This is a genomic window from Amycolatopsis minnesotensis (assembly GCF_039529815.1).
GTDB lineage: Bacteria > Actinomycetota > Actinomycetes > Mycobacteriales > Pseudonocardiaceae > Amycolatopsis > Amycolatopsis minnesotensis.
In genome coordinates, this window is record NZ_BAAANN010000006.1 from 67,518 (window position 1) to 92,928 (window position 25,411).

Genomic DNA, 25,411 nt, shown 5'->3' on the forward strand with positions numbered 1-25,411 from the left:
CAGCGAACCGGAAGATCGTTCGCGATGTGAACGATCCGGGGCTCCGCGGCGAGCCTTCAGCCGCAGGAAAGTCGCACGGTCGCCGCGGGAAACGTCCGCGTGGCCCCGGAACGAAGCGTGACCACAACGCCACCGCCCGGTGTCCGCGCCGAACTCGCGACCGACGGTTCGTCCACCGCGACCGGCTCGCCGCACAAGGCCAGCGGGGACCGGCTCATGATCACACCGGTGCCGACGCGGAGGTCGTAGGACGGGGCGAGGCCGAACAGGCGGTCGTTCCGGACGACGGCCACGTCCAGCACGTTCTCCACGCGGTCGTCCGCGGCACCGGGTGCCGATGTCTCGCTCACCACGGTATGGCCCGCGAACACGAACGAACCCGCCACGACGAGTCCGGCCACGGCCACGAGGCCGACCGGGACCTTGAGGCTCCGTGATGTCTTCACGCCGGTAGGGACGCGCCGCCGCGCACCCGCGTTCCACCAAGGACCTTGCCGGTAGGGACTTGCCCTCGAGGACGCTCCACTCAGGACGTTCCGGCCAGTGCGAACGGCAGCACCCCCTCCGCGCCCGCGCGCCGCAGGAGCCGCGCACCCATGGCCATCGTCCAGCCGGTGTCCACCACGTCGTCGACCAGCAGCACCGGGCCATCCACTGTGGACAGTGCGGACGCCACCTCCGGTGGCAGTGCCAAGGTGGTCCACAGGTCTGCCACCCGCTGCGCGCTGTTCGCCCGCCGCGGCGGGCCGTCGCCGCTCTGCAGCGTGCCGAGGAACTCGAGGCGGCCGATCTGCGCGAGCCGGTGCGCCAGCTCGCCGGTGAGCTGTGGCCTCGTCCGCGACGGCATCGCGACGACGGCGACCGGGCGCTTCGCCCAGTCCCACGAAGCCAGCACCGTCACGCAGGCCTGGAACACCGAGTCGGGTACCGCGCCGTCGCCCGCCGCGGTGCCGACGAGCTCGCGCAGGCGCCCGCCCCAGCCGACATCGGTCAGCCGCCCGAGCACGCGGCCTGGCTCGGTCTGCTCCTCCTTCGCGATCCGGCCCGACAACGGCACGTCCAGGGTGGACAGGCCGCTCGGCCACTGGCGCCGGGGCGCGACCACGACACCGGGCCGCTGCAGCCGTTCGCCGGTTTCGGCGATCGCCGATTCCGACACCGCCGACGACCGGCGCTCGCCGGTGCAGTTGTCGCAGCGTCCGCACGGCGCGGCGTGCGGATCGTCGAGCTGCCGCAACAGGAACTCCATCCGGCAGTCCGATGTGGACTGGTACGTCAGCATCGCGCGCTGTTCGACGTCGCGGGCGCGGTTGACCCGTTCGTACCGTTCGCGGTCGTACTCCCACGGCGCGCCCGTGGACTCCCAGCCACCCTTCACCCGGCGGACCGCGCCGTCCACGTCGAGCACCTTGAGCACCATTTCGAGCCGGGACCGGGACAGCTCGACCACGGGCTCCAGCGCGACGGTCGACCGCGGCCGGTCGGCGTGGCCCAGCGCGTCGAGCACCTGGGTGACGCGGTGCTCGTCGGGGAAGGCGAGCGAGTTGAAGTAGCGCCAGATCTCGGCGTCCTCCTTGCCGGGCAGCAGCACCACCTCCGCGCGCTCCACCCCGCGGCCGGCGCGGCCGACCTGCTGGTAGTAGGCGATCGGGGAGGACGGCGCGCCGACGTGCACCACGAACCCGAGATCGGGTTTGTCGAAGCCCATGCCCAGCGCCGAGGTCGCGATGAGCGCCTTGACGCGGTTCGCCAGCAGATCGTCCTCGGCGGCCTCCCGCTCGGCGGGCTCGGTCTTCCCGGTGTAGGCGGTGACCGGATAGCCGCGCTCGGTGAGTAGCGCGGCGATGTCGTGCGCCGCCGCGACGGTGAGCGTGTAGATGATGCCCGAACCGGGCAGTTCGGCGAGGTGCTCGGCCAGCCAGGCGAGCCTGGCCTCGGCGGTGGGCACCTCGACCACGGACAGCCGCAGGCTTTCCCTGTCGAGCGGGCCGCGCAGCACGAGCGTCTCCGCGCGGTCGCCGATTCCTAGCTGCTCGGCCACGTCGGTGGCCACCCTGTCGTTCGCGGTCGCGGTGGTGGCCAGCACCGGCACGCCGGAGGGCAGTTCCGCGAGCAGCGTGCGCAGCCGCCGGTAGTCGGGCCGGAAGTCGTGCCCCCAGTCCGAGATGCAGTGCGCCTCGTCCACCACGAGCAGGCCCGCCGACGCGGTCAGCCTGGGCAGCACGGTGTCCCGGAAGTCGGGGTTGTTGAGCCGTTCGGGGCTCACCAGCAGCACGTCGATCTCCCCGGCCGCCACCGTGGCCTGCACGGTGTCCCACTCCTGCGGGTTCGCCGAGTTGATCGTGGCCGCGTGGATGCCCGCCCGCCCGGCCGCCGCGATCTGGTTGCGCATGAGCGCGAGCAGCGGGGACACGATCACCGTCGGGCCGGCGCCCCGCTCCCGCAGCAACGCCGTCGCGAGGAAGTAGACCGCGGACTTCCCCCATCCCGTGCGCTGGACCACGAGCGCGCGCCGATGCTCGGCCACGAGTGCCTCGATGGCCGTCCACTGGTCCTCGCGCAGCGTCGCGGAATCACCTGCCAGAGCGCGCAGGAGGACTTCTGCCCGTTCGCGGAGTGCTTCGTTTCCCACGTCGACAGCTCTACCGCATCGCGCCGACAACGCGGCGGGCGCGGGGCCCGAAGTCGTACGAACGGTCCCTTCGTGCGGTCAAAAGTGACTCAAGTCACATTCGAAGGTGGCGTCATGGTCGCTCGGCAGGGTGGTCAACACCGGTGAGCCGGCACTCGCGGGGGAGTGACCGGCGCCCGGCGGTACCCCTCGTCCGCCCGGGCGGACGCGGTGCGCGGATCCCTTGCCGGGGAGCGGGAGGACGATCCGCGCACCGCGTCTCTCCCCGGCCGCGGGGGCACGGCGCGTATTAGGCTCCTGAGCCATGTCACCACGCCGCATCGGGGTCATGGGCGGCACCTTCGACCCCGTGCATCACGGACACCTGGTCGCGGCCAGCGAGGTACAGGCGCGCTTCGGTCTCGACGAAGTGATCTTCGTACCGACCGGTCAGCCGTGGCAGAAGGCGGCGCGCGAGGTCACGCGCGCCGAGGACCGGTACCTGATGACCGTGATCGCGACCGCGTCCAACCCGGTCTTCTCGGTCAGCAGGGTCGACATCGACCGCAAGGGCCAGACCTACACCGTCGACACCCTGCGCGACCTGCACGCCGAGTACCCGGACGACGAACTGTTCTTCATCACCGGGGCCGACGCGCTCGAGCAGATCCTGACCTGGCGCAACGCCGAGGACCTGTTCACCTACGCCCATTTCATCGGGGTCACCCGGCCCGGGTACCGGCTCAACGACGGCCACCTGCCGAGCGGCAAGGTGAGCCTGGTCGAGGTCACCGCGATGGCGATTTCCTCGACGGCGTGCCGCGAACGCGCCCGTAACGGGGAGCCGGTCTGGTACCTCGTCCCGGACGGCGTCGTGCGGTACATCGACAAGCGGCGGCTCTACTCCGACGACGACCCGGACGCCTCGGACGGCAGGTAGGACGCGCCGGGTACCCTCGTCAGGCGTATATCGACCCCGAGGGAGCACTGTGGCAGCGACGTCCGAAGCACGAGACCTGGCGACCGCGGCCGCACACGCGGCGGCGGACAAGAAGGCCAGCGACGTGATCGTGCTGGACGTGTCCGACCAGCTGGTCATCACCGACGCGTTCGTCATCGCCTCCGCCGCCAACGAGCGGATGGTCGGCGCCATCGTCGACAACGTCGAGGAGCAGCTGCGGATCGCGGGCCACAAGCCGGTCCGCCGCGAAGGCGCGCGCGAAGGCCGCTGGGTGCTGCTCGACTACGTCGACGTCGTGGTGCACGTCCAGCACACCGAGGAACGCTCCTTCTACGGGCTGGAACGGCTCTGGAAGGACTGCCCCCGGATCGAGGTCGACGGCCTCGACGAGAACGGCGAAGCCGACGACGAGCTGGCGGACGAGCAGGCGGACGAGGCGCAGGACGAGGCACGGGGCACCCGGTGACCTTGCGGCGGCTGGTGCTCTGGCGGCACGGGGAGACCGACTACAACGCGACCAAGCGCATGCAGGGGCACATCGACTCGTCGCTCACCCCGGTCGGCTGGAACCAGGCCAGGTTCGCGGTGCCCGCGCTGGCCAGGTTCGACCCCGCACTGGTCATCGCGTCGGATCTCAAGCGCGCGACCGACACCGCGACCGTCTTCGCCGAGTCCGCCGGTGTCCCGCTGCGGATCGACAAGCGCCTGCGGGAAACCCATCTCGGTGAATGGCAGGGGCTCACCGGAGCCGAGGTCGACGAGGGCTGGCCGGGCGACCGCGCGCGCTGGCGCCGCGACGAGACGTGGGCCCCGCCAGGGGGAGAAGCCAGGGTCGAGGTCGCCGAACGCGCCTGCGCCGTCGTCGAGGACCTCCGCCAGGCGGGCGAGGACTGCGGCGAGACGGTGCTGCTGGCCACCCACGGCGGGCTGATCATCGCGCTCACCGCGCGGCTGATGGGGCTTCCGGTCGAGGTGTGGCCGTCGCTCGGCGGGGTCGGCAACTGCCACTGGGTGGAACTCGCGCTGCGCGACGACGACTGGCGCCTGCACGTCTACAACGCGGGAATGACCGGCTGAGCATGACGGGGCCGCGGTTGCTCGTGTTCGGGGATTCGTTGAGCTTCCACGGGCCCGACGGCGCGCACCCGGCCGACGACGAGCGGCTGTGGCCGAACGTCGCGGCGGCCGGGCTCGGCGGTGCGGCGGATCTCGTGGCCGGTATCGGCTGGAACGCGCGCGACGCGTGGTGGTCGCTGACCGGGGACCCCCGGGTGTGGGCCGATCTGCACCGGGTGGACGCGGTGCTGTTCGCGGTGGGGAGCATGGACACCCTGCCGTCGCCGCTGCCCACCTACCTCCGGATCGGGTTGCGGTACCTGCGGCCCGACCGGCTGCGCAGCGCCGTCCGGAGCGCCTACCGGATCGCGCAGCCGCGCCTCGCCGTAGCGACCAGGGGCCGTCCCGCGGTGCTGCCCGCGCACCTCACGGTGCACTACCTCGACCGCGCCGTGACGGCACTGCGCGCGGTGCGCCCGGAGCTGCCGATCGTGGGCATGCTGCCGAGCGTGCACCGCGCGGCGTCGTACGGGTACGTGCACACCGCGCGCGCGGGCGCCGTCGACGCGATGACGGCGTGGGCCGCGCGTGTCGGGGTGCCGTTGCTCGACCTCGGCGAGGTCGTCGGGCCGCATGTCCTTGGCGGGCACGGGAACCCGGATGGGATGCACTGGGGCTGGGCGGGACACCGCGCCGTGGGCACCGCGATGGCCGAGCTGCTGGTCCCCCGCCTCGGTGCGGTCGGCACGTAGGCTGACCCGCGTGCCGGTCGCCGTCATCACGGATTCCACCTCCCACCTGCCGGAGGGCTTTGCCGACCGGCACGGGATCCGCGTGGTTCCGCTGCACGTGCTGATCGACGGCGAAGCCGCGCTCGACGGGATCGACGTCGGGCCGTCCGCCCTCGCCGAGGCGCTCGGGCAGCGCCGCATCGTGACCACCTCGCGCCCGACCCCCGCGGAGTTCGCGAAGGCGTTCCGGGAAGCGCTGCACGACGGCGCGGACGAGGTGGTGTCGATCCACCTGTCGAAGGAGATCTCGGGCACCTGGGAGTCGGCGGTCCTCGCCGCGCAGGAGGTCGGCCCCGACCGGGTCCGGGTCGTCGACTCCAGGAGCACCGCGATGGGACTCGGGTTCGCCGCGCTGCACGCGGCGTCCGCGGCGGCCCGTGGTGCCTCGGCGATCGAGGTGGAAGCCGCGGCGACGGCCGCCGCGCGCCAGTCGGAGACCCTGTTCGTGGTGGAGACCCTCGAACACCTCCGCCGCGGCGGGAGGATCGGCCCCGCCGCCGCGCTGCTCGGCACCGCACTGGCCGTGAAACCCTTGCTGCACATGGCTGAAGGCCGCATCCTGCCGCTGGAAAAGGTGCGCACGATGAACCGGGCGATGGGCAGGCTCGTCGAGCTCGCGGTGGTCGCCGCGGCGGGGGAGGAAGTCGAGCTCGCCGTGCACCACCTGGCCTCCCCGGAACGGGCGGTCGCGCTGGCGAACGATCTCGAATCCCGCATCCGCTGCCGGGAAGGCTGCCTCGTTTCCGAGGTCGGCGCGGTGATCGGGGCGCACACCGGTCCCGGAGTGCTCGGCGTGGTCGTCCAGCGAGGCGCGTTCTCGGCGCGGTAGCCCGAACCCCGCAGCGTCCCACACACCCACGACGGAACAGGGCGGTCGGCGGCGTGCTCCCGTCGAGTTGTCCACACGACCCCGGTTGTCCACAACGGGACGATTCCGCTCTGTCCCGCCGCCTCGGTGCGCCCTAGTGTCGAATGCGTGTTCGAGCGACCGTCCGGCGGCCAAGGCGCCGCACCCAGCACCCGGCTCGCCCAGCTGGCCAGGCAGGCGGCCGGGCTCGAGGTGACCGCGGACGGCGGGCACGCGAGAGGGAGGTTGGTGGAGCGATGGGTCCCGGAATCGTTGACGAACGGGTGCTGGACGGGCCGGAGGCGCGGTCTCGCGGTGGCGGGCGCCGTCGCGTGTCTTGTGGTGGTCGTAGTCGTGATCGTGCTGGTCACGAGCGGAGCACCGGGGCCGGAGCACGCGCCGGCCCTCCCGGCGGCGAAGGAAGCGGCGCGGTCGCCCGGCACGGACAAGGCAGGCGACCGGCCCGGCGGCCCGCTCGTGGTCAGCGTCGTGGGCAAGGTGGGTGCTCCGGGACTGGTCACGCTCCAGGCGGGGGCGAGGGTCGCCGACGCGGTCCGAGCCGCGGGTGGTGCGCTGCCAGGGACGGACCTGACCGGGGTCAACCTGGCGCGGCGCCTGGCCGACGGTGAGCAGATCGTCGTCGGCGGCCCACCCGCGCCGCCTGCCGCGGGTCCTTCGGCGGGTGCTCCCGGCGGCAAGGTCAACCTGAACACGGCGACCGCGGAAGAGCTGGACGGGCTGTCCGGGGTCGGTGCCGTCACCGCGAAACGGATCATCGACTGGCGAACCCAGCACGGCGGGTTCACCGCGGTCGAGCAGCTCCGCGAGGTCGACGGCATCGGCGAGACCAAGTTCTCCCGGTTGCGCGACCAGGTGGCCGTGTCATGAGCCGAAGCGAAGACGCCGTCGTCCCTCCGTCCGAACAGGACGCACGGCTGGTGCCGTCCGCGGTCGTGCTGTGGCTCGGCGCCCTGCTCGGCCTGCTGTGCGGCTGGTGGACGGCGATCGTCTGCGGTGGGGTCGCGGCCGTCGTCGCGGCGGCGGTCCTGGTATGCGGCAGGCGGGCGCTCAGCGCCAGGTGGAAGGCGGGGGCGGTGGCGCTGCTGGTGGCCGCGTTCGTCGTGGCCTGCCCGATGGCGCTGCGGTTCGGCGACGCGGAACACCACCCGATGCGGGACGCGGCGGCGCGCTCGGCCGGTGTGGCGCTGCGGGTGACGATCGCCGAGCGACCGCGGCCGGTGCGCAGCGCGGGCTACGCGGGGCAGCGCGCCGGCGCGCGGTCCGTCGTATTCGCGGCCGACGTGGATCAGGCCATTGTGGACGGTCGAGACAGCGGTTCAGGTGGCCGCGTCGTGGTGATCGGCTCGTTCGATTCGTGGGCGGCGTTGCTGCCAGGACAGGAGGTGACCCTCACCGGATCGCTCGCCCCGCCACGCGGTCACGATCTGACCGTCGCCGCGGTGCTCGTTCGCGGACCTCCGGCCGAGGCCGGGCAGGCGCCGTGGTGGCAACGAGGTGCCGAGACGCTTCGGGCCGGGTTGCGGAAGGCCTGCGCGGTGCTCGACGAGGAACCGGCGGGGTTGGTGCCCGGCCTGGTCACCGGGGACACGGCCGGTCTCCCGGAACGGGTGCGGACCGAGTTCACCGACGCCGGGATGTCGCATCTCACCGCGGTGAGCGGCAGCAATCTCGCCATCGCGTGCGGTGCGGTGCTGATCCTGCTCCGGATGTGCCGGCTCGGGCCGCGGTTCAGCGCCATCGCGGCGGGGTTCGCGCTCGCGGGGTTCGTGCTGCTGGCCGGGCCGGAGCCCAGCGTCCTGCGGGCCGGTGCGATGGGCGCGGTCGGCCTCCTCGCGCTGGCACTGGGCAGGAAGCGCTCGGCGTTGCCCGCGCTCGCGACGACCGTGTGCGTGCTGATCACGGCGGATCCGGCGATGGCGGTCGACCTCGGCTTCGCGCTGTCGGTCGCCGCCACCGCCGGGCTGGTCCTGCTGGCACCGCGCTGGTCGGCGGCGCTGGTCCGGCGTGGCGTGCCGCCGGGGTTCGCCGACGGCATCGCGGTTCCGCTCGCCGCGTTCGTCGTGACCGCGCCGGTACTGGCCGGGATGGTCGGCACCGTCAGTGCCGTGTCGGTACTGGCGAACGTCCTGGCCGCGCCGGTGGTCGCACCGGCCACGGTGTTCGGGGTGCTCGCCACGCTGGTGGCCGCGGTGTGGCCGTGGGGCGGCGAAGCGCTCGTGCGCCTTGCCGGCCCGGAGGCGGACTGGCTCATCACCGTCGCCAGGCACGGTGCCGCGGTGCCCGACGCCATGGTGCCGTGGCCGTCTGGCTGGTGGGGCGGCCTGCTCGCGGTCGTCGTGCTGGTCACGATCGTGCTGGCGTTCCGGCGGAGAGGGTTGCGGCTCCTCCTCGCGGTCGCATTGGCCTGCGTGCTGCTGGTGGTGGTCACGCCGAGGGTGGTCGCGCCCGCCTGGCCGCCGACGGGCTGGGCGATGGCGGCGTGCGACGTCGGCCAGGGCGACGCGGTGGTGCTCGGCACCGCCGAACCCGGCAGGGCCGTGGTGGTGGACACCGGGCCGGAACCGGGCCCGGTCGACCGCTGCCTCGACGCGCTCGGCGTCGACAGGGTGCCGTTGGTGGTGCTCAGCCATCTGCACGCCGATCACATCGGCGGGTTGGCCTCGGTGTTCGAGGGCCGTTCGGTCGGCGCCGTCGCGATCGGGCCCGGGCGGTCGCCGCCGTGGGCGTGGCGCCAGGTGGCGGAGACGGCGGCGAAGCACGGCGTTCCGCTGCTCGACCTCGCGACGGGACAGCGCCTCGACTGGCCGGGCCTCACCCTCGATGTGATCGGGCCGCGTTTCGTCCCGGCGCGCCCCCGCGCCGAGCCCGACGGAACCGGGATCAACAACACCTCGCTGGTAGTGCGCGCGGCGACCGCGGCGGGCACGGTGCTGCTGACCGGGGATGTCGAAGTGGCGGCACAGGGCGACCTGCTCGCAGGCGGCGCCGACCTGCACGCCGACGTCCTGAAGGTGCCGCACCACGGTTCGCGCTACTCGATCCCGCGGTTCCTGGCGGAGACCGGGGCGAGGGTGGCGATGGTCAGTGTCGGTGCGGGCAACACCTACGGCCATCCGAACAAGTCCACTGTGGACGAGCTGACCGCGATGGGCGCGCTGGTCGGCCGCACCGACACCGATGGTGACCTGGCCGTGGTCGCTGACAGGGCGGGCCCGGCGTTGGTCCGCCGCGGGCAGGAAACCAGTGGCCGCCGTCGCTGACCCGGTCTGCTTTCGCAGGCGCTAGGCCGAAGTACGGATGAGTTCGTCGGCGACCCAGCGTGCGACATCGGCCGGGTACGGCGAAGGCAGCCCGAGGACGATGTGGCTGAACCCGGCGTCGATCGCTTCAGCGATCGCTACCCGGGTGGCGTCGGGCTGGTCGTAGGAGACGGGGAGGTGGATCGATCGGACGATCGAGGCGGGATCTCGGCCGATTTCGCCGCAATAGCGGTCGAGCAGCGTGCTGCGGCGGATGGCGTCGTCGATGTCGCCACCGGGGATGTTCCACAGGCCGGCGTGTTCGGCGGCCACCCGAAGCACCGCGGACGAACGCCCGCCGATGAGGATCGGCGGGTGGGGAAGCTGGACGGGTTTCGGGTTGCCGAACGCGCCGGTGAGCTGGACGTGGGTGTCGTCGACGTCGAACGGTTCGAACTCTGTCCACAAGCGACGGATGATCGTGCACGCCTCGGCGAGGCTTTCCACGGCTTGGGCGGCATCGTGGAAGGGGAGGCCGTGCGCGTCGTACTCGCGCTTGGCCAGCGGGTGGCTGGGGCGCGAGCCCGCGCCGATCCCGAAGTCGAGCCGTCCGCCGGAGACGATGTCCACGGTCGTGGCGATCTTCGCCAGCATCGCGGGTGGCCGGAAGCGGTTGCTGGTCACGAGCAGGCCGAGGCGCAGCCGCCGGGTTTGCGCGGCGAGGGCCGAAAGCAGTGTCCAGCCTTCGAAGATCGGTCCGCCGGGGTCGCCGCCGATCGGCATGAGGTGATCGAACAGCCAGGCGTGCCCGATCTCCGGAATCGCGTCCGCCTCGCGCCAGACGCGCGCGATGTCGTCGTAACCGACCTGCATGGGGGCGGTCATGATCCCGAAACGAGGGGTGTCGCGCATGGGGATGGTGGTCCTTTCGTTGCGCCGGCAGGGCTTTCCGGGGGATCGGTGGTCGTCACGCGGACGCTCGGCGGCGGCGCGGCGCCGAGTCGAGCAGTGCGGGCGGGGTGTCGTTCTTTTCGTCCGCGGCCAGATCGACGCCGGGAGCGACGACGGTGTCGATCGCGTCGAGCACGTCCGCGGAGAGCACCGTGTCGGCGGCGGCGAGGTGCGACTCCAGGTGGGCGAGCGTCCGGGGGCCGATGAGCGCGCTGGTCACGGCGGGATGCGCGGTCACGAACCCCAGTGCGAGCTGGATCAGGGACAGGCCCGCTTCGTCGGCGATCTTCGCCAGCTGTTCGACGGCTTCGAGCCTGGCCCGGTTGGCGGGGATGGCGGTGTCGAAGCGGTGCGGCAGGAACGCCGAACGGCTGGTGGTGATCTCCTTGCCCTCGCGGATCGCGCCGGAAAGCCAGCCCGAAGCCAGCGGGCTCCACACCAGGACACCGAGCCCGTACTGCTCGGTCACGGGCAGCACGTGGGCCTCGACCCCGCGCTGCAGGATCGAATAGCTGGGCTGTTCGGTGACGTACCGGCCGAGGTGGTGCTCGCGGGCGGCCCACTGCGCCTGCACGAGGCGGTACGCGGGGAAGGTCGAGGAGCCGAAGTACCGGACCTTCCCGGCGCGCCGCAGGTCGGTCAACGCCGACAGCGTCTCCTCGTCGCTGGTTTCCGGATCCCACCGATGGATCTGGTAGAGGTCGACGTGATCGACCCCGAGGCGGCGCAGGCTGTTGTCCAGCTCGGTCACCAGCCAGCGCCGCGAACTGCCCCGGCGGTTCCGTTCGTCGCCCATCGGCATGCCCGCCTTCGTGGCCAGCACGATGTCGTCGCGGCGTCCGGCGATGGCTTTGCCGACCATTTCCTCCGATTCGCCGCCGCCGTACATGTCCGCGGTGTCGATGACGTTGATCCCGCCCTCGAGCGCGGCATCGACGACGGTGATCGCCTCGTCCTGGGTGGTGCGCCCGATCTTGCCGAAGTTCATCGCGCCGAGCGCGAGGGAGCTGACCTGCACGCCGGTGCGGCCCAAGGTGCGGTAGTGCATGGCGGTGTTCCTCCAGTATGGGGTGGGGCACGGCTTGGTCGCCTGGTCCGGCTCTGGCATCATGAACAACCGGAACAGTGCTCCGCTAACGATACGGAGCACTGTTCCGGTTGGCAAGCTCGACGGTGGGAGGAACGGCGTGGTGAACGACAGCGACGAGGGCGCGGGGCCCGCGGCCAGGTCGAAGCGAGCGGACGCCCGGCGCAACGAGAAGACGCTGCTCGACGCGGCCGCCGCCGTCTTCGTCGCGTCCGGGGTGGAAGCGCCGGTACGCGACATCGCGGCCGAGGCGGGCGTCGGCATGGGCACGATCTACCGCCACTTCCCGACGCGGGCGGATCTCATCATCGCGGTCTACCGGCACCAGGTGGAGGCACTGGCCGAGGCAGGCCCAACCCTGCTGGACACCAGCGAAACCCCGTACGCCGCACTCGGGAAGTGGGTCGACCTCTTCGTCGGCTTCCTGGTCACCAAACACGGGCTCGCCGCCGTGCTGCAGACCGACAACGCCGGTTTCGACACGTTGCACGCCTACTTCCTCGACCGCCTCGTGCCCGTGTGCACCCACCTGCTGGACGCCGCGGTCGCTTCGGGTGAGATCCGATCCGGTTTCGCGGCCTACGAGGTCATGCGCGGCGTGGGAAACCTGTGCATCGGCGCCGAGGGCGATTCCCGCTACGACGCACGGCGGCTGGTCGGACTCCTCATCGCCGGGCTGCGCCGGTGACCGGGAAGCGGTGAAAGTGCTGCGATTTCAGTAGAAAGGTGTCAGCGGCGGCACCACGACGGAACGGTTCACGGGTGCGAGCCTGACGTGGGAGAGTGGTCGTGCCGTGCGGCCGGAGGCGAAGGGGGAGTGGCATGGCGGAGGACCTCAAGATCAGGCTCGGTGCCGGAACGCCCGCCGAAGGGGCGATCGCGGACTTCGGCGCGCACGTCGACCTGCTGGAGCGCGCCGGGATCGACTCGCTCTGGTTGCCGGAGGCGGTGTACTCGCCGCGGGTCGATCCGGTGGTCGGCATGGCGCACGCGCTGGCCAGGACGGAGCACCTCAAGGTGGGCACCGGGGTGATGGTGCTGCCCGGCCGGGATCCGGTGCTGGTCGCCAAGCAGCTTTCGTCGCTCGCCGCGCTGGCCCCGAAGCGGGTACTGCCGGTGTTCGGCCTGAAACCCGCGCGCGAGCGCGAAGTGCGGCTCTTCCCCGTGCCGGAAGGCCGCCGTGCCGCGGTGTTCGACGAGTCGCTGCGCCTGATCAGGTTGCTGCTGGAACAGGACGACGTGACGTTCGATGGGGAGTTCTTCCAGGTGGAGAACGTCAGCCTCGGGGCGGCGCGACCGAAGCGGCTCGACCTGTGGCTCGGCGGGAAGGCACCGGGCGCGCTGCGCCGCGTCGGCAGGCTGGCGGATGGCTGGCTCGCCAGCTTCATCACGCCGGAGCAGGCGCGTGCGGGCCGCGAGGCCATCCAGGAGGCCGCCGCGGATGCCGGGCGCGAAGTCGAGGCGGACCATTTCGGGATCAGCCTCGTGATCGCGCCCGACGGGGTGCCAGCCGAGTTCGCCGCCGCGGTTTCGCGGCAGGCACCGGGGACGGACCCCGCCCGGCTGGTCCCCGGCAGCTGGGACGCCGCGCGACGGCTCGTCGAGGAGTACATCGACGCGGGGCTGAGCAAGTTCGTGCTCTACCCCGGTGGCGCCGAGCCGTACAAGCGGTTCGTCGACCGGTTCGCGGAAGTCATGATGCCGCTGCAGAACTGATGTCCTGGTCAGTCCACTGAGGACTGACCAGGACCCGGCTCGCTCAGCCGGCGAGCGCCGCGCGCACGGCGTCGGCGGAGGGGGCCACCGTCGCGCGCGGGCCGATCTTGCCGTCCAGCGCGTCCAGCGTCTTCAGCCCGTCGCCGGTGATCAGCAGGACGGTCTCCTGGTCGGGGTCGATCTTGCCCGCCTCGATGAGCTTCTTGGCGGTCGCGACGGTCACGCCGCCCGCGGTCTCGGTGAAGATGCCTTCGGTACGGGCCAGCAGCCGGATGCCCTCGACGACCTCTTCGTCGCTGACGTCCTCGATGGCGCCGCCGGTGCGGGTCACGGTGTCCAGCACGTACGGGCCGTCGGCGGGGTTGCCGATCGCGAGCGAGCGCGCGATCGTGTCCGGCTTCACCGGCTGCACCACGTCGTGCCCGGCGCGGAACGCGGCGGACACCGGCGAGCACCCGGTCGCCTGCGCGCCGAAGACCTTGTAGGGGCTGGCTTCGACGAGCCCGAGCTCCCCGAGTTCGCGGAAACCCTTGTCCACCTTGGTCAGCTGCGAGCCGGAGGCGATCGGGACGACGATCTGCTCGGGGATCCGCCAGCCGAGCTGCTCGGCCACTTCGAAGGCGAGCGTCTTGGATCCCTCGGAGTAGTACGGGCGCACGTTCACGTTGACGAACGCCCAGTTCTCGTTCTCCGCGGCCAGTTGCGTGGCGAGCCGGTTCACGTCGTCGTAGTTGCCGTCGACGGCGATCAGCGCGCCGTCGTAGACCGCGGTGGTGAGGATCTTGGCCCGCTCCAGGCTGGACGGGACGAGCACCACCGACTCCCAGCCCGCCCTGGCGGCCGCGGCGCCGACCGCGTTCGCGAGGTTGCCGGTGGACGGGCAGGCGAGCACGTCGAACCCGAACTCGCGGGCGGCGGCCAGCGCGACGGCCACGACGCGGTCCTTGAACGAGTGGGTCGGGTTGCCGGTGTCGTCCTTCACCCAGATCCGCTTGACGCCGAGTGCCTTCGCGAGACGATCGGCGCGGACGAGCCTGGTGCCGCCAGGTTCGGTGTTCGGGATCTCTTCGACGTTCGAGGGCACCGGCAGGAGCTTCTTGTAGCGCCAGATGTTGTTGGGGCCGGCTTCGATGTCCTCGCGGCGCACGCGCCCGAAGTCGTAGGCCACCTCGAGCGGGGAGAAGTCCTCCGCGGACACGAACTCCGGGGCCAGCGGCTGCCGGTGGCCTTCTTCCTTGGACACCAGTTCCACGGCGGGGCCGAGGTCGAAGGTGCGCTTCGTGCCGAGGGTTGCGGTCATCGCGAGGTTCCTTTCCTCATCTGTCCCGCTGACGCGGGCCGGAATTGGCACCGTGATCGTCAGCTACCTCGCGGAATCGAGATGACAGGCTGACGCCGGTTGCCGGGGCTTCATCGGGCCGTTCCCTCTGCCCCTCTGGATGAGCGGTATTCAGTTTTCGGCGCGCCCGATCGGGCGGCTGCCTCGGCTACACCGTACGACATGGCGTTCGCGGCGCGCCATACCGGGCGGCGTGGCCTTCCTCGCCCGCGCGGCGGTCTGGGAGGATCGGGGGGTGACCGATCCCGTTGCCGCCCCCGCGCCGCTCCACCTCGTCCTCGGTGAGGAGGAGCTGTTGATCGAACGCGCGGTGCGCGGTGCGCTCTCGGCGGCCAGGATGGTCGATTCGACCGCAGACCTGACCAGGGTGCGGGTGTCGGAACTCACAGCTCCCTCGCTGCTGGAGATGGTCAGCCCGTCGTTGTTCGCCGAAGGCAGGGTGATCGCGCTCGAATCGGCGCAGGACGTGTCGCAGGAGATCGCGGACGTCATCCTGTCCTACCTCAAGCAGCCAGCAGACGGCGTCACGCTGGTCGTCGTGCACAGCGGCGGCGGGCGGAGCAAGGCGGCCAAGGCGCTGCCGCCCGCGCTCCGCAAGGCGGGCGCGGTGGTCACCGAGTGCGCGAAGATCACGAAGCCCGCCGAGCGCGAGGCGTTCGTGCGCAACGAAGTCCGCCAGGCGGGTGGCAAGATCGACGGCGCGGGCGTGCTCGCGCTGATCGACGCGGTCGGCTCCGATCTCCGCGAACTGGCGTCGGCGTCGGCGCAGCTGGTCGCGGACACCGGTGGCAGGATCGACGAGGAAGCCGTCCGCCGCTACCACCGTGGCCGTGCGGACGTGACCGGTTTCGCGGTGGCGGAGAAGGCGGTCGCGGGCGATCGGTCGGCGGCGCTGGAGTCGGTGCGCTGGGCGATGCAGATCGGCGTGCCGCACGTGCTGGTCGCCGACGCGCTCGCGGACGCGGTGCGCACGATCGCGAAGGTGACCGCCGCGGGCCGGGGCAACCCGAACCAGATGGCGGGTGAGCTGGGCATGCCGCCGTGGAAGATCCGCAAGGCACAGGGCCAGTCGCGGGGCTGGGGCCAGGACGGCCTCGCCGATGCGATGCAGATCGTGGCGAGGCTCAACGCCGAGGTCAAGGGCGCCGCGGCGGACCCGGACTACGCCATCGAACGCGCGGTGCTGGAACTGGCCGCCGCCAAGGACAGGCGCTGAGCCCGGTGCTCTGATCCGGGCGGGAACCTCGCCTACGGCCGCGAGGGCCGCGCGGTGTTCGAGACCCGTTTTTCAACTCTTTCTCGGTGACGTGTGTCCATATTCCGGAGAAGTCCAGGCGTACCGGGACCGAGGTGTTACCGGGGATACCCCATGCGAGTCGGTACCGCTGGTAGTCGGTGAGCTGTGCCCGGACCATTCGCACCGTCCGATTTCTGTACCCGCCTGCACCATGCCGCGCACATTCGCCTGCCACGAGGAGTTGTGTCCTTCCGGGCGCGGTTCTCCGGCCAGGAACCGCTTCAGGGAAGCCTGCTCTTCCGCACCGTGTGGACCGGCTGAGTTTCCAGCCGCCATGCGAGCGCTCGTAGGTGCTTCGCGAAGTGCTCCCTAGTCAACCCGTCGGCGATCGGGACGACGCTTCCTGGGAAGAGCGGTGTTCCACGGTCCGGCACGTGGACGGCCGGGCATGTGCCCTCAGCACAGTCCCCGGAAACTGGCGGAGGGTGATCGATCTTGTTGCTCGTGATGACTTGAGTGCCACATCTGACGCGTCAACCGAGAGCGCTAGGCACGGTCCCGAAGCGGCTCCGAGCCGGCCAACGGGGATACCCCGAACGCAGCGAAGCCCCGGCCTGGTGGCCGGGGCTTCGTCGACGAGCGGGTGCTCAGAGCTCGTTGGCGCGCTTCGCGATCGCCGACTTCTTGTTGGCGGCCTGGTTCGGGTGCAGGACACCCTTGCTGGCGGCCTTGTCGAGCTTCCGCCCGGCTTCGCGCTGCAGCTCGAGGGCCTTGTCCTTGTCACCGGCCGCGGCGGCCTCGCGGAACTTGCGGATCGCGGTCTTCACCGAAGACTTGATCGACTGGTTGCGCTGGCGCGCCTTCTCGTTGGTCTTGATGCGCTTCATCTGCGACTTGATGTTCGCCATGAGGCATTCCTCCTGCGTCTTCGGTGGGTTTCGCCGCCGCGTCTTCGTGGCTCCGGCCTCGCCCGGTGACACCGGGCGCGACGCGGGCTTCCTCCATTGCGGAATGCCACACGGCAACGGTCGACAAGCCTAACAGGGCGTTCCGGGAGGTCGCCGGGAGGGTTCTGGCGCGAAGGGGCGTACAGTGATCTTCGTAGTGCCTAGGGTTCCGCCGCCGGGTCGCCGCAGGACGCATCACCACAACAAGACCCGGCGGGGCAGGTCCGAGCGGCACCATCGGCCTGGAACGGGACGGTCGTTCATCTGACGGGACAAAAGCCTGGAGGAACCCGCTTTTCGCGCGCGCGAAAAGCAGAAGGGTTCTTTCGTGCAGGGCACCGCTCTCTCCTTCGTCCTCGTCGCCGCCGTCCTCCACGCGCTGTGGAACCTCGCCGCGAAGCGGGTTCCCTCCGGCGGTGCGCGGTTCGTGTGGCTCTACTACTCGATCAGCGGAATCGCCTGCGCGCCCATCGGCCTCGCGATCGTGCTGTTCGGCGACGAACGTCCACAGTGGACTTGGCTGCTCGCCGCCGCGGTGACCGCGGTGCTGCACGTCCTCTACGGCATCGTCCTGCAACGCGGCTACGACGTCGGCGACCTCTCCGTGGTGTACCCGCTGGCGCGGGGCAGCGGCCCGCTGCTGTCGGTGCTGGCCGCGGTGCTGGTGCTCGGCGAGCGGCCGGGCCCGCTCGGACTGGCCGGTGCCGCGCTGGTGATCGCCGGGGTGATCGTGATCGGCACCGGCGGCGCCAAGGTGGACCGCGCGGCCCGGCGGACCAGCATCTTCTACGGCCTGCTGACCGGGGTCGCGATCGCCGCCTACACGCTGTGGGACGACCACGCCGTCAACGCGCTCACGGTGCCGCCGGTGACGTACTTCGCGCTGGGCGCGGTCCTGCAGAGCGCGCTGCTGGCGCCCCACGCGCTGCGCGGCGATCGCACCCGTGAGCTGTGGCGGGCGCATCGCAAGGAGATCCTGGTGGTCGGCCTGCTCTCTCCGGCCGCGTACGTGCTGGTGCTGTTCGCGATGACGATGGCGCCGGTGAGCCTGGTGGCCCCGGCGCGCGAGCTGAGCATCGTGTTCGGCGGGGTGGCGGCGTGGCTGGTGCTGAAGGAGGCGAACCCGCTGCGCCGGATCGCGGGCTCGGTGGTGGTGCTCGCCGGCATCGCCGCGATCGCCGCTTCGTGACGCTTCGGGTGGGCGTTCCCGCACGTCGTGCGGTAGGCATGTGCGCATGCAGGTGCTGAGCAGCCGGGTGCTCCTGAAGCCCCGGGACCGGGACACGACGACCGCCTTCTACCGCGACACGCTCGGGCTCGCGATCTACCGCGAGTTCCCGGCGGGCACGGTCTTCTTCCTCGGGCAGGGATTCCTCGAGGTCGTGGGCGAGGGCGAAGGCGGGGCGAGCCCCGACGTCGCGCTGTGGCTCCAGGTCCGGGACCTCGCCGACGCGCTGGCCGAACTGGCCGCCAAGGGGGTGGAACCGGACCGCGGCGCGCGGCTCGAACCGTGGGGCCTGCACGAAGCCTGGATCTCCGATCCCGACGGCACCCGGATCGTGCTGGTCGAAATCCCGGCCGACCACCCCCTGCGGGTGGACGTCCGCCAGCCCTGACGGGGTCCGGGAAAACCGCGGTAACGCTGTGCGAAGCTGACGCCCGTGTCCGACACCTCTTTGCCCGGTAGCTCCTATGCGTCCGGCGGTTCCCGCCTTGGGCGACGGGTCCTGTCCGGGGTCCTTCTGGTGCTGTACCTCGTGGCGGGCTGGCTCGGAACAGTGACGCTGGGGCATCATCTGGCCGGTTCCGGGCCCGCCGTCGACAAGGTCGGCACCGCCGCGGTGACCGCGTGCCGCGAGCACGGGCCGGTCGGCGTCCGCGGGTTCGGCTACACCTACGAATGCGCCGCGGACGTTCGCTGGACGGACGGGAAGACCGAGCACCGCGAGTTCCCGGCGGGGGAGATGACGCCCGCCGACGTGGGGCACGACGTACCCGTCTACCAGCACGACCCCGGCCGCCGCTCGGCGACGGTGTACGGCCGCAACGACGACACGGCGCGCTTCGCCGACGTCACCTTCCCGGTCATGGGCGGGCTGATCGTCCTGCTGCTGGCGCTGCCCCTCGTGGTGTACAGCGCGGCCAGGAAGCGGAAGCCGGTTACGGGCGGCGCGGAGAGCGAGCCCTATCCCGGCACGCGCCGCCGCGAAGCCAGCAAGGCAGGGCGGAAGGCCGACGAGAAGTGGCCGGTCGGGCCCGCTGCGCGCGCGGCCGTGCCGAAGCTGCGCCTCGTCCGGCGGCTCCGGCTGCTCGCGTGCTGGTGCGTGCTGGCGATCGTGCTGGTCAGCCTGTCCACCGTGCCGCGCAACGACGCGCCGAGGGCGGTGCGCTTCGAGTCGCCGTGGCCGCAGATCAAGCAGGCGCTGCTGGCCGACCCGCCGACCGTCGCGGTGCTGATCTTCGGTGTCATCGTCGCGGTGTTCTGCCTGTTCTTCGTCGCGAGCGCGCGCAGCGACGCCGCGAAGGTGGTCGAGCACGGGCCGAACTACCTGCTCACCGAGCTGGACGGGGAGAAGCCGACCGAGGAGCGGATGGCGGCGAACCTGGACCGGCTCAGGTCGTCGGGGCGCTCCAGCGTGGTCGTGAGCACCCTGTTCGGGGTCGCGTTGCTCGGACTCGCCGCGTGGGCGATCATCCGTGCCGTGCAGCACGTGCCGTCGTCGGCGCCGGCGCTGGTCTGGGTCGCGGCGCTCACCGACGCGATCCTGCTCGGCAGTCTCGGCGTGCTCTGGCTGAGCAGCATCGAGAGCAAGTACGCGCGGCTGAAGCGGCTGCTCGAAATTCATGAAGAAAGTTCCGCTTCGGCGGGAACCGGGTCCGGCGTCGCGCAGTCGTAGGCCGGGAGGAAAGGGGCAGCTTTGGCTTCGGAAGGCATGGCGGTCGGGCAGGAGTGGCTCGCGAACTACTCCGGCAAGATCGCCGACATCCAGCGCCGCGCGGCGGAGGCGCAGGAGCAGATCAAGAACATGCGCGCGCGGGCGGAGAGCCCGGACGGCGCGGTCAAGGTGGTGCTCGCACCGGGCGGCCGGGTGGAGAACCTGGAGCTGACGCCGCAGGCGATGAGCCTCGGCCCGGACCGGCTGGCGGCGGCGATCAAGCAGACGATCCAGAAGGCGCACGCCGACGCGGCCGGTCAGACCCAGGCGGCCGTGACACCGCTCGTCGGCGACGACTCGGACGCGATGGAGTTCCTCCGCGAGCAGATCGGCGCCGCGCAGCAGGAAGAGGAGCCCGAGGAGGCGCCGAAGCCCGCCGCGCCGGGCGAACAGGCCCCGGTGCTGCGGCCGGCCTACGAGCAGCAGCAGGCGCCCCCGCCCCCGCCGCCTCCCGCCCCGCCGGTGCCCCCGGCTCCGCCCGCGAGGCCGCGGCGTGCCCGCCCGGCCGACGATGACGACGATGAGCCCTTCGGCGGCTCGATCATGAGGTGAGCGACGATGCCTGACGGATTCCATTCCACCCCGGCCGACCTGGCTACCCACTCGGGAACCATGTCGAAGCTCGGTGGCCGCCTGGAGGCGGCGTCGAAGAAGGGCGCCGGCGTCGACCTCGGCATCGAGACCTACGGGATCATCGGCCAGGCCTTCTCCACGAGCGCGCGTGAGCAGATCTCGCAGACGGCCGAGGCGATGACCGACGTCGCGAGCGCCTTCACCGACTTCGGCACCGACGTCAAAGCCGCGGGCCAGCACTACGAAAAGATCGAAGACGAGATCAAGCAACTGCTCAAGTCACTGCACACGGAGGAATGATGGGGGACTTCGACCTGGACGGGGCGGGCCCCGCCGACACCGTCTGGCAGGCGGTGCAGGACATCGACAAGCCAGAGGACTGGGCCATGGACGGGCTCGCGCTCGGCATGGACGCGCTCGGCTTCATCGGGAACCCGTTCGGCACGCTCGCCAGCGCGGGTGTCGGATACCTGATCGAGCACCTCGACTTCCTCAAGGAACCGCTCGACGACCTGGCCGGTGACCCCAAGGCCATCCAGGCGATCGCGGTGACCTGGGGCGAGGACATCCGCAAGGAGCTCGAGACGATCGCCACCGACTACGAGAGCGCGGTGAAGAGCGAGATCACCTCGTGGAAGGGCGACGCGGCCACGAAGTACCGCGAGTCCTCGACCAAGATCGCGAAGGAGATCCGGTCCCTGTCCGGCGCGGCGACCGGGGTGTCGCAGTCGCTGCAGGGCTCCGGCCAGCTCGTCGCGACCGTGCGCGGGATCATCCGCGATCTGATCGCGGACGTGATCGGCGAGATCATCGTGGCCGCCGCGGCGGCCGTTGCCACGAGCTGGTGCTCCTTCGGCGCGTCGATCGGGGCGTTCATCGGCTGGGCGGTCGCCCGCGGCGCGGCGACCGCGGGCAAGATCGTCGGCAAGATCTCGAAGATGCTGATGAAGCTCGCGAACATCCTCAACCGCTTCAGCAGGCTTCGCGGCGCCGTGCAGGCACTGGCCAAGATGTCGCAGCGGCTGGGGAAGGCAGGCAAGTCGCTCGGCAAGGTCGCCGGGAAGAACGGCAGGCTGATGAACCAGGTCGAGGGCCGGATGGGCCTGTGGCAGGACACCGTCAAGAACCACGTGCCCGGCCCGGTGAAGAACGCCGTGGACAAGGCCGACGACCTGTTCGCCAAGCGCGGCCGTGACGGCTTCTCGGACACGCTCAGCCCCGGGAACTACGCCCGCACCGGCATCTACGAAGGCGCGAAGGAAGAAGCGCAGGCCGACGAGAACTACGACGACGCCAAGGAAGACGCCGCGAAGAAGCCCTAGGCCCGAACCGGGTGAGGTAGACACGTGGCCGGGCGGGTTCGGCTGTTGTGGAGCCAGTTCAGGTATGCGGCGAATCGTTCCACATAGGACAACGGCGTCGGCGCCGCGGCCATGGTGTTCGCGTGCCGTCGCACTTGCCGGTAGCGGTCGAGCCTGTCGTCCTGGTACGCGGCCAGTGCCGGTGCGATTCCGGCGCCGCCGAGGCAGTCACCGAGCACGCGCGCGTCCTCGATCCCCAGCGAGGCGCCGGACCCGATGTGCGGGGACATGGCGTGTGCCGCGTCTCCGGCGAGCACGACCCGGCCGCTGGCCCAGCGGGAGATCGCGGGGACCACGGCGACCCGGCTGTGCAGGACCGAGTCTTCCGGGGTGGCCAGGACGGCTTCGCGCAGCGCGAACGGCCATGTTCCGTCGTGCAGGTTCGGCACCCTGGCGAGGGCCTCTTCCTTGCTGTTCATGGTGGCGCTGGTCGAGGTGCCGAATTGGGCGATCACCCAGCAACAGGACCCGTCGGCGAGGCGCGTGAGCGTCCCTCGGGTGCGGTCGCGCCCGAGCACCGGGCAGCCCTCGCCGAGCTCGCCGTCGAAGGGCAGTACCGCCCGCCACACGTGGTGCCCGCCCTGGTGGCGGCTCCCGGAGCCGGGGTTGAGGATCGCGCGCACCCGCGAATTCAGGCCGTCGGCACCGACGAGCAGGTCAGCGCGTTCGTGGTCGCCATCGGCGTAGTGAACGGTGACGCCATCGCGGTCTTCGACGTAGTCGACGAGTTCCTTGCCGGTTCGCAGGTCGTCCTCGCCGACGGCGGAGGCGAGTAAGGCACTGAGCCTGGCGCGGTGCACCGTCCGGGCCGGTGGCATTCCGGTCGTGGCGAACTCGGTACCGGAGAAATCGCGATAGCGTACGAAACTCCGTTCCGCCTTGATCTCGGCCAGTCGCGGGCCGAGTCCGAGCCGTTCGAGTTCCCGGATCGTGTGCGGCCACACCCCGAGCACGGCGCCGGTCTCCCTGATCCGCGGCGCTCTCTCCCGGACCGCGACCTCGAAACCCGCTCGGCGCGCGGAAAGCGCGGTGCTCAACCCGACGATTCCCGCACCGGCGATGATCACCCGGCCCATCGTGTCCTCCTACCGGAAGTTGCCGGAAAGGTATTCGAAGAACCACCGGACAGGTGGCGGAAATCTGGGGGCCTCACCAGGTATCGGTGTGCAGCACGTCCGCGATCGCCTTCCGCTTGACCGGACGGAACGGGCGGGCAGGCCACCCCACCGCCACGGTCATCCCGATGATCTTGTGCTCCGGCACGCCGAGCACGGCTCGGACGCCTCTGGTGTTGAGATGGTGGATGCCGGTCGGGGCCACCCCCAAGCCCAGCGCCCTTCCGGCCACGAGCATGTTTTGCGTGGCCCCGTAAATGGCGGAGAACTGGTAGCGGTCCTCTCTCGGGTCGCCAGGAACATACGATGACGCACAGACGAAGATGAGAACCGGAGCCTTTCGCAGAGTGGCCAGCAGGTGATAGGCACCCTCTCCCATGCGACGTTTCGCGGGGTCGGCGGCATCTGCCACTTTCCCGCGGACGGTGTCGAGTGACGAGATGTCGGGAACAATCGCCTCGTGGAGACGTGCGCGCTGCTCCGGCGACGTGACCACGACGAAATCCCAGAGTTGGGAGTTCTCCGGGCTCGGCGCTCTGGTGCCGGCCCAGACCAGTTTCTCGATCAGCTCATCCGGCACGGGCTCGTCGGACAGCCACCGCATGGTCATGGCCGACTCCATCGCCTCGAACACATCCATGTTCGACCCTCACGCCTTGTCGAAGTCGAACAGGGCCGGCGCGTTGCGGTAGAGGACCTTCTCGATGTCCTTGTCCGGCAATCCGGATTCCTGGATGTACTCGAACGTCCGTTTGTAGGTCTCGACCGCCAGCAGCGCGGAGAAGTCGCTTCCCGGCACGAGGTGGTCGGCCCCGAAGGCTTCCCAGGCGCACCGGAGGGCGGCTTGGGAACCCCAGCCAACGGTGTCGTAGTAGAGGCTGCGAGCCATCGCACTCGGCGTACTGAGCAGATCCGGCGTGCTGGCTTGGCCGTCGAGCCGCGCCAGCTGCATGGGGATCATGCCGCCCAAATGCGGGATCACGATTTTGATGTTGGGATAGCGGACCGGGATGTTCCGCTTGATCAGGTGGAGGACGACGGCGGTGTCTTCCAGTGACGCCCCGGCCGCGGTCGTGAATCCGTAGTCGGTGATGAATGGCGAGCAGATGCCGTTTTGGCAGGGATGGAAGAAGAGGGTCGTGCCGCGCGCGTTCATCTCCTCGTACAGCGGTTCGAATTCCTCCTCGACGGTGGAGCGGTTGAACACCGAACAGCTGAGGGCCACGCCGACCATGCCCAGCTCGTCCAGCCCGCGCCGCATTTCCTCGAGTGACGCATCGATATGCGGCAAGGGCAGGGAAACGAGGGAAGAGAACCGGCCTGGACGCGAATCGACCAGCTCGCGGTAACTGTCGTTGAGTACCCGCGCCGCCTCGACGGCCAGCCGGAGTTCCGTCGCGTAAGGGGCCATGCTGCCCGGAGACAGAATCTGCCGCTCCACTCCGGCATCGTCCATCATGTCACTACGCTGATCGAGCATCCCCGGTTCATCGGATATCGCGGCGAATATCCGACGCGCCTCTGGCATCGGGTTCGCCGCGGGCGTGGTCGGCCTCCCGGACACCGCGGTCAACGTTTCCAGCAGGGGCCGATACGAACCGGGCAGGTAATGGGCGTGTACGTCGACGATCATGTTACCGGCCAATCTCGGAGAGGGCGGAGGCCAGCGGCTCGAGTACCGCCGGGTCGAACGGCGGCTTCAGCGGGATGATGGCGAGCCCCAGCCCTTCCTCGCCCAGTGCGGCAGCCGAGGCGGCGGTGGCTGCCGCATCTCCGTCGTACCTCACCGGGCTCGACAGGAGGATCTCGCTCGGATCTCTGCCGAGGTCGTCGCAGTGGGCATGGAGGACATCCCGTTTCCGGGCGAATTCCGACGGGGTTCCGCCGAGGAAGCTCCAATGCTGGGCGAAGCGGGCCGCCGTGCGGAGGGTGCGCTTCTCTCCGTTGCCCCCGATGCAGATCGGCGGATGGGGGCGCTGGACGCCTTTGGGTTCGTTGCGGGCGTCGGTGAGTTGGTAGTACTCGCCCTGGAAGGTGGTCGACTCCTGGCTCATGAGGCCGGTGAGTACCTCGCATGCCTCCTCGAACCGATCGCTGCGCTGCGCGGGCGTGCCGAGCGGAATGCCGTAGGCGGCTGATTCCTCTTCGTGCCAACCGGCTCCTATCCCCAGCTCCAGCCTGCCGCCGGAAATGAGGTCGAGGGCGGTCGCCATGTTGGCGAGTACGGCGGGATGCCGGTAGGGAATGCCGGTCACGAGGGTCCCGAACCGGAGCCGCTCGGTCGCCTGGGCCAGTGCGGTCGTGACCGTCCAGCCTTCCAGGCACGGTCCCCGGCTGTCGGAGAAGATGGGATAGAAGTGGTCGAAGGTCCAGCCCGATTCGAACACCTCGATGTCCTCGGCCACCTGCCAGACGGCCAGTAGCTCGGCCCAGGTGGTGTGCTGGGGAGCGGTCCTGAAAGCGAATCGCACGCCTTGCCGCCTCCTCTCTCGTGGTTCCTTCGTTCGCCCGGCGCGGAGCAGCCGGCCCGGCAGCGAGCGATGTGTCGAATTACGGCAACCGTACGCCCATAATTCGGACTCGACAACTAGATGTGTCCGAATATCGACCCAATATGGCCGAT

The 25,411-nt window shown here is 70.6% G+C and carries 26 protein-coding genes and 1 riboswitch; of the genes, 16 read left to right on the forward strand and 10 right to left on the reverse strand.

What is annotated here, in order from left to right:
• Positions 1-56 precede the first annotated feature (56 nt).
• Positions 57-446 carry a hypothetical protein gene (locus ABD256_RS09255; protein WP_344415673.1) on the reverse strand — a complete coding sequence of 130 codons (390 nt, stop codon included), beginning with the start codon at positions 444-446 and terminating at the stop codon, positions 57-59.
• A gap of 80 nt (positions 447-526) precedes the next feature.
• Positions 527-2,632: a RecQ family ATP-dependent DNA helicase gene (locus ABD256_RS09260; RefSeq protein WP_344415675.1), complete on the reverse strand. Its 2,106-nt coding sequence runs from the start codon at positions 2,630-2,632 to the stop codon at positions 527-529.
• A gap of 304 nt (positions 2,633-2,936) precedes the next feature.
• Between ABD256_RS09260 and nadD the strand changes: the two genes are divergently transcribed.
• The 7 genes from nadD to ABD256_RS09295 all read left to right on the forward strand — a co-directional run bounded on the left by nadD (position 2,937) and on the right by ABD256_RS09295 (position 9,547).
• Complete coding sequence (gene nadD, locus ABD256_RS09265; RefSeq protein ID WP_344415677.1) at positions 2,937-3,551, forward strand: nicotinate-nucleotide adenylyltransferase; 615 nt, start codon at positions 2,937-2,939, stop codon at positions 3,549-3,551.
• A gap of 49 nt (positions 3,552-3,600) precedes the next feature.
• Positions 3,601-4,038 carry a ribosome silencing factor gene (gene rsfS, locus ABD256_RS09270; RefSeq protein WP_344415679.1) on the forward strand — a complete coding sequence of 146 codons (438 nt, stop codon included), beginning with the start codon at positions 3,601-3,603 and terminating at the stop codon, positions 4,036-4,038.
• Complete coding sequence (locus ABD256_RS09275; protein WP_344415681.1) at positions 4,035-4,649, forward strand: histidine phosphatase family protein; 615 nt, start codon at positions 4,035-4,037, stop codon at positions 4,647-4,649. Before rsfS ends, ABD256_RS09275 begins: the two co-directional genes overlap by 4 nt.
• A gap of 2 nt (positions 4,650-4,651) precedes the next feature.
• Positions 4,652-5,380 carry a diglucosylglycerate octanoyltransferase gene (octT, locus tag ABD256_RS09280; RefSeq protein ID WP_344415683.1) on the forward strand — a complete coding sequence of 243 codons (729 nt, stop codon included), beginning with the start codon at positions 4,652-4,654 and terminating at the stop codon, positions 5,378-5,380.
• 10 nt (positions 5,381-5,390) lie between these two features.
• On the forward strand, positions 5,391-6,248 hold the full coding sequence (locus tag ABD256_RS09285) for a DegV family protein (RefSeq protein WP_344415685.1): 858 nt from the start codon (positions 5,391-5,393) through the stop codon (positions 6,246-6,248).
• 147 nt (positions 6,249-6,395) lie between these two features.
• Positions 6,396-7,154: a ComEA family DNA-binding protein gene (locus ABD256_RS09290; RefSeq protein WP_344415687.1), complete on the forward strand. Its 759-nt coding sequence runs from the start codon at positions 6,396-6,398 to the stop codon at positions 7,152-7,154.
• Positions 7,151-9,547: a ComEC/Rec2 family competence protein gene (locus ABD256_RS09295; RefSeq protein ID WP_344415689.1), complete on the forward strand. Its 2,397-nt coding sequence runs from the start codon at positions 7,151-7,153 to the stop codon at positions 9,545-9,547. The genes ABD256_RS09290 and ABD256_RS09295 overlap by 4 nt, the downstream gene beginning before the upstream one ends.
• Positions 9,548-9,568: 21 nt before the next feature.
• On the opposite strand, the gene ABD256_RS09300 is transcribed toward ABD256_RS09295, so the two are convergent.
• Both ABD256_RS09300 and ABD256_RS09305 read right to left on the reverse strand, forming a co-directional pair.
• Positions 9,569-10,411, reverse strand: a complete 843-nt coding sequence (locus ABD256_RS09300) for an LLM class flavin-dependent oxidoreductase (protein ID WP_344415691.1) — start codon at positions 10,409-10,411, stop codon at positions 9,569-9,571.
• An 82-nt stretch (positions 10,412-10,493) separates the two neighbouring features.
• The gene (locus ABD256_RS09305; RefSeq protein WP_344415693.1) at positions 10,494-11,525 is read right to left on the reverse strand and encodes an aldo/keto reductase; all 1,032 of its coding nucleotides are present in this window, start codon (positions 11,523-11,525) and stop codon (positions 10,494-10,496) included.
• A gap of 142 nt (positions 11,526-11,667) precedes the next feature.
• On the opposite strand from ABD256_RS09305, the gene ABD256_RS09310 reads away from it, so the two are divergent.
• Both ABD256_RS09310 and ABD256_RS09315 read left to right on the forward strand, forming a co-directional pair.
• On the forward strand, positions 11,668-12,252 hold the full coding sequence (locus tag ABD256_RS09310; RefSeq protein WP_344415695.1) for a TetR/AcrR family transcriptional regulator: 585 nt from the start codon (positions 11,668-11,670) through the stop codon (positions 12,250-12,252).
• Between the two features lie 134 nt (positions 12,253-12,386).
• The gene (locus ABD256_RS09315) at positions 12,387-13,280 is read left to right on the forward strand and encodes a TIGR03854 family LLM class F420-dependent oxidoreductase (protein WP_344415697.1); all 894 of its coding nucleotides are present in this window, start codon (positions 12,387-12,389) and stop codon (positions 13,278-13,280) included.
• 43 nt (positions 13,281-13,323) lie between these two features.
• On the opposite strand, the gene thrC is transcribed toward ABD256_RS09315, so the two are convergent.
• A complete protein-coding gene (thrC, locus tag ABD256_RS09320) occupies positions 13,324-14,580 on the reverse strand; it encodes a threonine synthase (protein ID WP_344415699.1) in 1,257 nt (418 codons plus the stop codon).
• Between the two features lie 13 nt (positions 14,581-14,593).
• A riboswitch (SAM riboswitch) is annotated at positions 14,594-14,726 on the reverse strand.
• 128 nt (positions 14,727-14,854) lie between these two features.
• Here thrC and holA point away from each other — a divergent pair.
• On the forward strand, positions 14,855-15,835 hold the full coding sequence (gene holA / locus ABD256_RS09325; protein WP_344415701.1) for a DNA polymerase III subunit delta: 981 nt from the start codon (positions 14,855-14,857) through the stop codon (positions 15,833-15,835).
• Positions 15,836-16,503: 668 nt separating this feature from the next.
• Here the strand turns inward: holA and rpsT are convergent.
• Entirely contained in the window at positions 16,504-16,764 is a 261-nt protein-coding gene (gene rpsT, locus ABD256_RS09330) for a 30S ribosomal protein S20 (RefSeq protein WP_344415703.1), read from the reverse strand.
• Between the two features lie 367 nt (positions 16,765-17,131).
• On the opposite strand from rpsT, the gene ABD256_RS09335 reads away from it, so the two are divergent.
• From ABD256_RS09335 to ABD256_RS09360, 6 genes are read left to right on the forward strand one after another with little or no spacing between them, the layout of a single operon-like run.
• Positions 17,132-17,992, forward strand: a complete 861-nt coding sequence (locus tag ABD256_RS09335; RefSeq protein ID WP_344415705.1) for a DMT family transporter — start codon at positions 17,132-17,134, stop codon at positions 17,990-17,992.
• A gap of 46 nt (positions 17,993-18,038) precedes the next feature.
• A complete protein-coding gene (locus ABD256_RS09340; RefSeq protein ID WP_344415707.1) occupies positions 18,039-18,419 on the forward strand; it encodes a VOC family protein in 381 nt (126 codons plus the stop codon).
• 45 nt (positions 18,420-18,464) lie between these two features.
• Positions 18,465-19,700 carry a DUF6346 domain-containing protein gene (locus ABD256_RS09345; protein ID WP_344415709.1) on the forward strand — a complete coding sequence of 412 codons (1,236 nt, stop codon included), beginning with the start codon at positions 18,465-18,467 and terminating at the stop codon, positions 19,698-19,700.
• A gap of 21 nt (positions 19,701-19,721) precedes the next feature.
• Positions 19,722-20,291 carry a YbaB/EbfC family nucleoid-associated protein gene (locus ABD256_RS09350; RefSeq protein WP_344415711.1) on the forward strand — a complete coding sequence of 190 codons (570 nt, stop codon included), beginning with the start codon at positions 19,722-19,724 and terminating at the stop codon, positions 20,289-20,291.
• Between the two features lie 6 nt (positions 20,292-20,297).
• Positions 20,298-20,612, forward strand: a complete 315-nt coding sequence (locus ABD256_RS09355; protein WP_344415713.1) for a type VII secretion target — start codon at positions 20,298-20,300, stop codon at positions 20,610-20,612.
• On the forward strand, positions 20,612-21,634 hold the full coding sequence (locus tag ABD256_RS09360) for a WXG100 family type VII secretion target (protein ID WP_344415715.1): 1,023 nt from the start codon (positions 20,612-20,614) through the stop codon (positions 21,632-21,634). Before ABD256_RS09355 ends, ABD256_RS09360 begins: the two co-directional genes overlap by 1 nt.
• On the opposite strand, the gene ABD256_RS09365 is transcribed toward ABD256_RS09360, so the two are convergent.
• The 4 genes from ABD256_RS09365 to ABD256_RS09380 all read right to left on the reverse strand — a co-directional run bounded on the left by ABD256_RS09365 (position 21,631) and on the right by ABD256_RS09380 (position 25,259).
• Positions 21,631-22,749 carry an FAD-dependent oxidoreductase gene (locus ABD256_RS09365; RefSeq protein ID WP_344415717.1) on the reverse strand — a complete coding sequence of 373 codons (1,119 nt, stop codon included), beginning with the start codon at positions 22,747-22,749 and terminating at the stop codon, positions 21,631-21,633. The two genes, ABD256_RS09360 and ABD256_RS09365, sit on opposite strands and share 4 nt — an antisense overlap.
• A gap of 73 nt (positions 22,750-22,822) precedes the next feature.
• Positions 22,823-23,428, reverse strand: a complete 606-nt coding sequence (locus tag ABD256_RS09370; protein ID WP_344415719.1) for a nitroreductase family protein — start codon at positions 23,426-23,428, stop codon at positions 22,823-22,825.
• Positions 23,429-23,437: 9 nt separating this feature from the next.
• Positions 23,438-24,421: an amidohydrolase family protein gene (locus tag ABD256_RS09375; protein ID WP_344415721.1), complete on the reverse strand. Its 984-nt coding sequence runs from the start codon at positions 24,419-24,421 to the stop codon at positions 23,438-23,440.
• A gap of 1 nt (position 24,422) precedes the next feature.
• Complete coding sequence (locus ABD256_RS09380) at positions 24,423-25,259, reverse strand: LLM class F420-dependent oxidoreductase (RefSeq protein ID WP_344415723.1); 837 nt, start codon at positions 25,257-25,259, stop codon at positions 24,423-24,425.
• Between the last annotated feature and the right edge of the window lie 152 nt (positions 25,260-25,411).

Bases quoted from the DNA above. Each gene is read 5' to 3' on its own strand.
- nadD (WP_344415677.1), top strand. From the start codon at position 2,937: ATGTCACCACGCCGCATCGGGGTCATGGGCGGCACCTTCGACCCCGTG.
- octT (WP_344415683.1), top strand. From the start codon at position 4,652: ATGACGGGGCCGCGGTTGCTCGTGTTCGGGGATTCGTTGAGCTTCCAC.
- ABD256_RS09295 (WP_344415689.1), top strand. From the start codon at position 7,151: ATGAGCCGAAGCGAAGACGCCGTCGTCCCTCCGTCCGAACAGGACGCA.
- ABD256_RS09300 (WP_344415691.1), bottom strand. From the start codon at position 10,411: ATGACCGCCCCCATGCAGGTCGGTTACGACGACATCGCGCGCGTCTGG.
- ABD256_RS09305 (WP_344415693.1), bottom strand. From the start codon at position 11,525: ATGCACTACCGCACCTTGGGCCGCACCGGCGTGCAGGTCAGCTCCCTC.
- ABD256_RS09315 (WP_344415697.1), top strand. From the start codon at position 12,387: ATGGCGGAGGACCTCAAGATCAGGCTCGGTGCCGGAACGCCCGCCGAA.
- thrC (WP_344415699.1), bottom strand. From the start codon at position 14,580: ATGACCGCAACCCTCGGCACGAAGCGCACCTTCGACCTCGGCCCCGCC.
- rpsT (WP_344415703.1), bottom strand. From the start codon at position 16,764: ATGGCGAACATCAAGTCGCAGATGAAGCGCATCAAGACCAACGAGAAG.
- ABD256_RS09340 (WP_344415707.1), top strand. From the start codon at position 18,039: ATGCAGGTGCTGAGCAGCCGGGTGCTCCTGAAGCCCCGGGACCGGGAC.
- ABD256_RS09355 (WP_344415713.1), top strand. From the start codon at position 20,298: ATGCCTGACGGATTCCATTCCACCCCGGCCGACCTGGCTACCCACTCG.
- ABD256_RS09360 (WP_344415715.1), top strand. From the start codon at position 20,612: ATGGGGGACTTCGACCTGGACGGGGCGGGCCCCGCCGACACCGTCTGG.
- ABD256_RS09365 (WP_344415717.1), bottom strand. From the start codon at position 22,749: ATGGGCCGGGTGATCATCGCCGGTGCGGGAATCGTCGGGTTGAGCACC.
- ABD256_RS09370 (WP_344415719.1), bottom strand. From the start codon at position 23,428: ATGGATGTGTTCGAGGCGATGGAGTCGGCCATGACCATGCGGTGGCTG.
- ABD256_RS09375 (WP_344415721.1), bottom strand. From the start codon at position 24,421: ATGATCGTCGACGTACACGCCCATTACCTGCCCGGTTCGTATCGGCCC.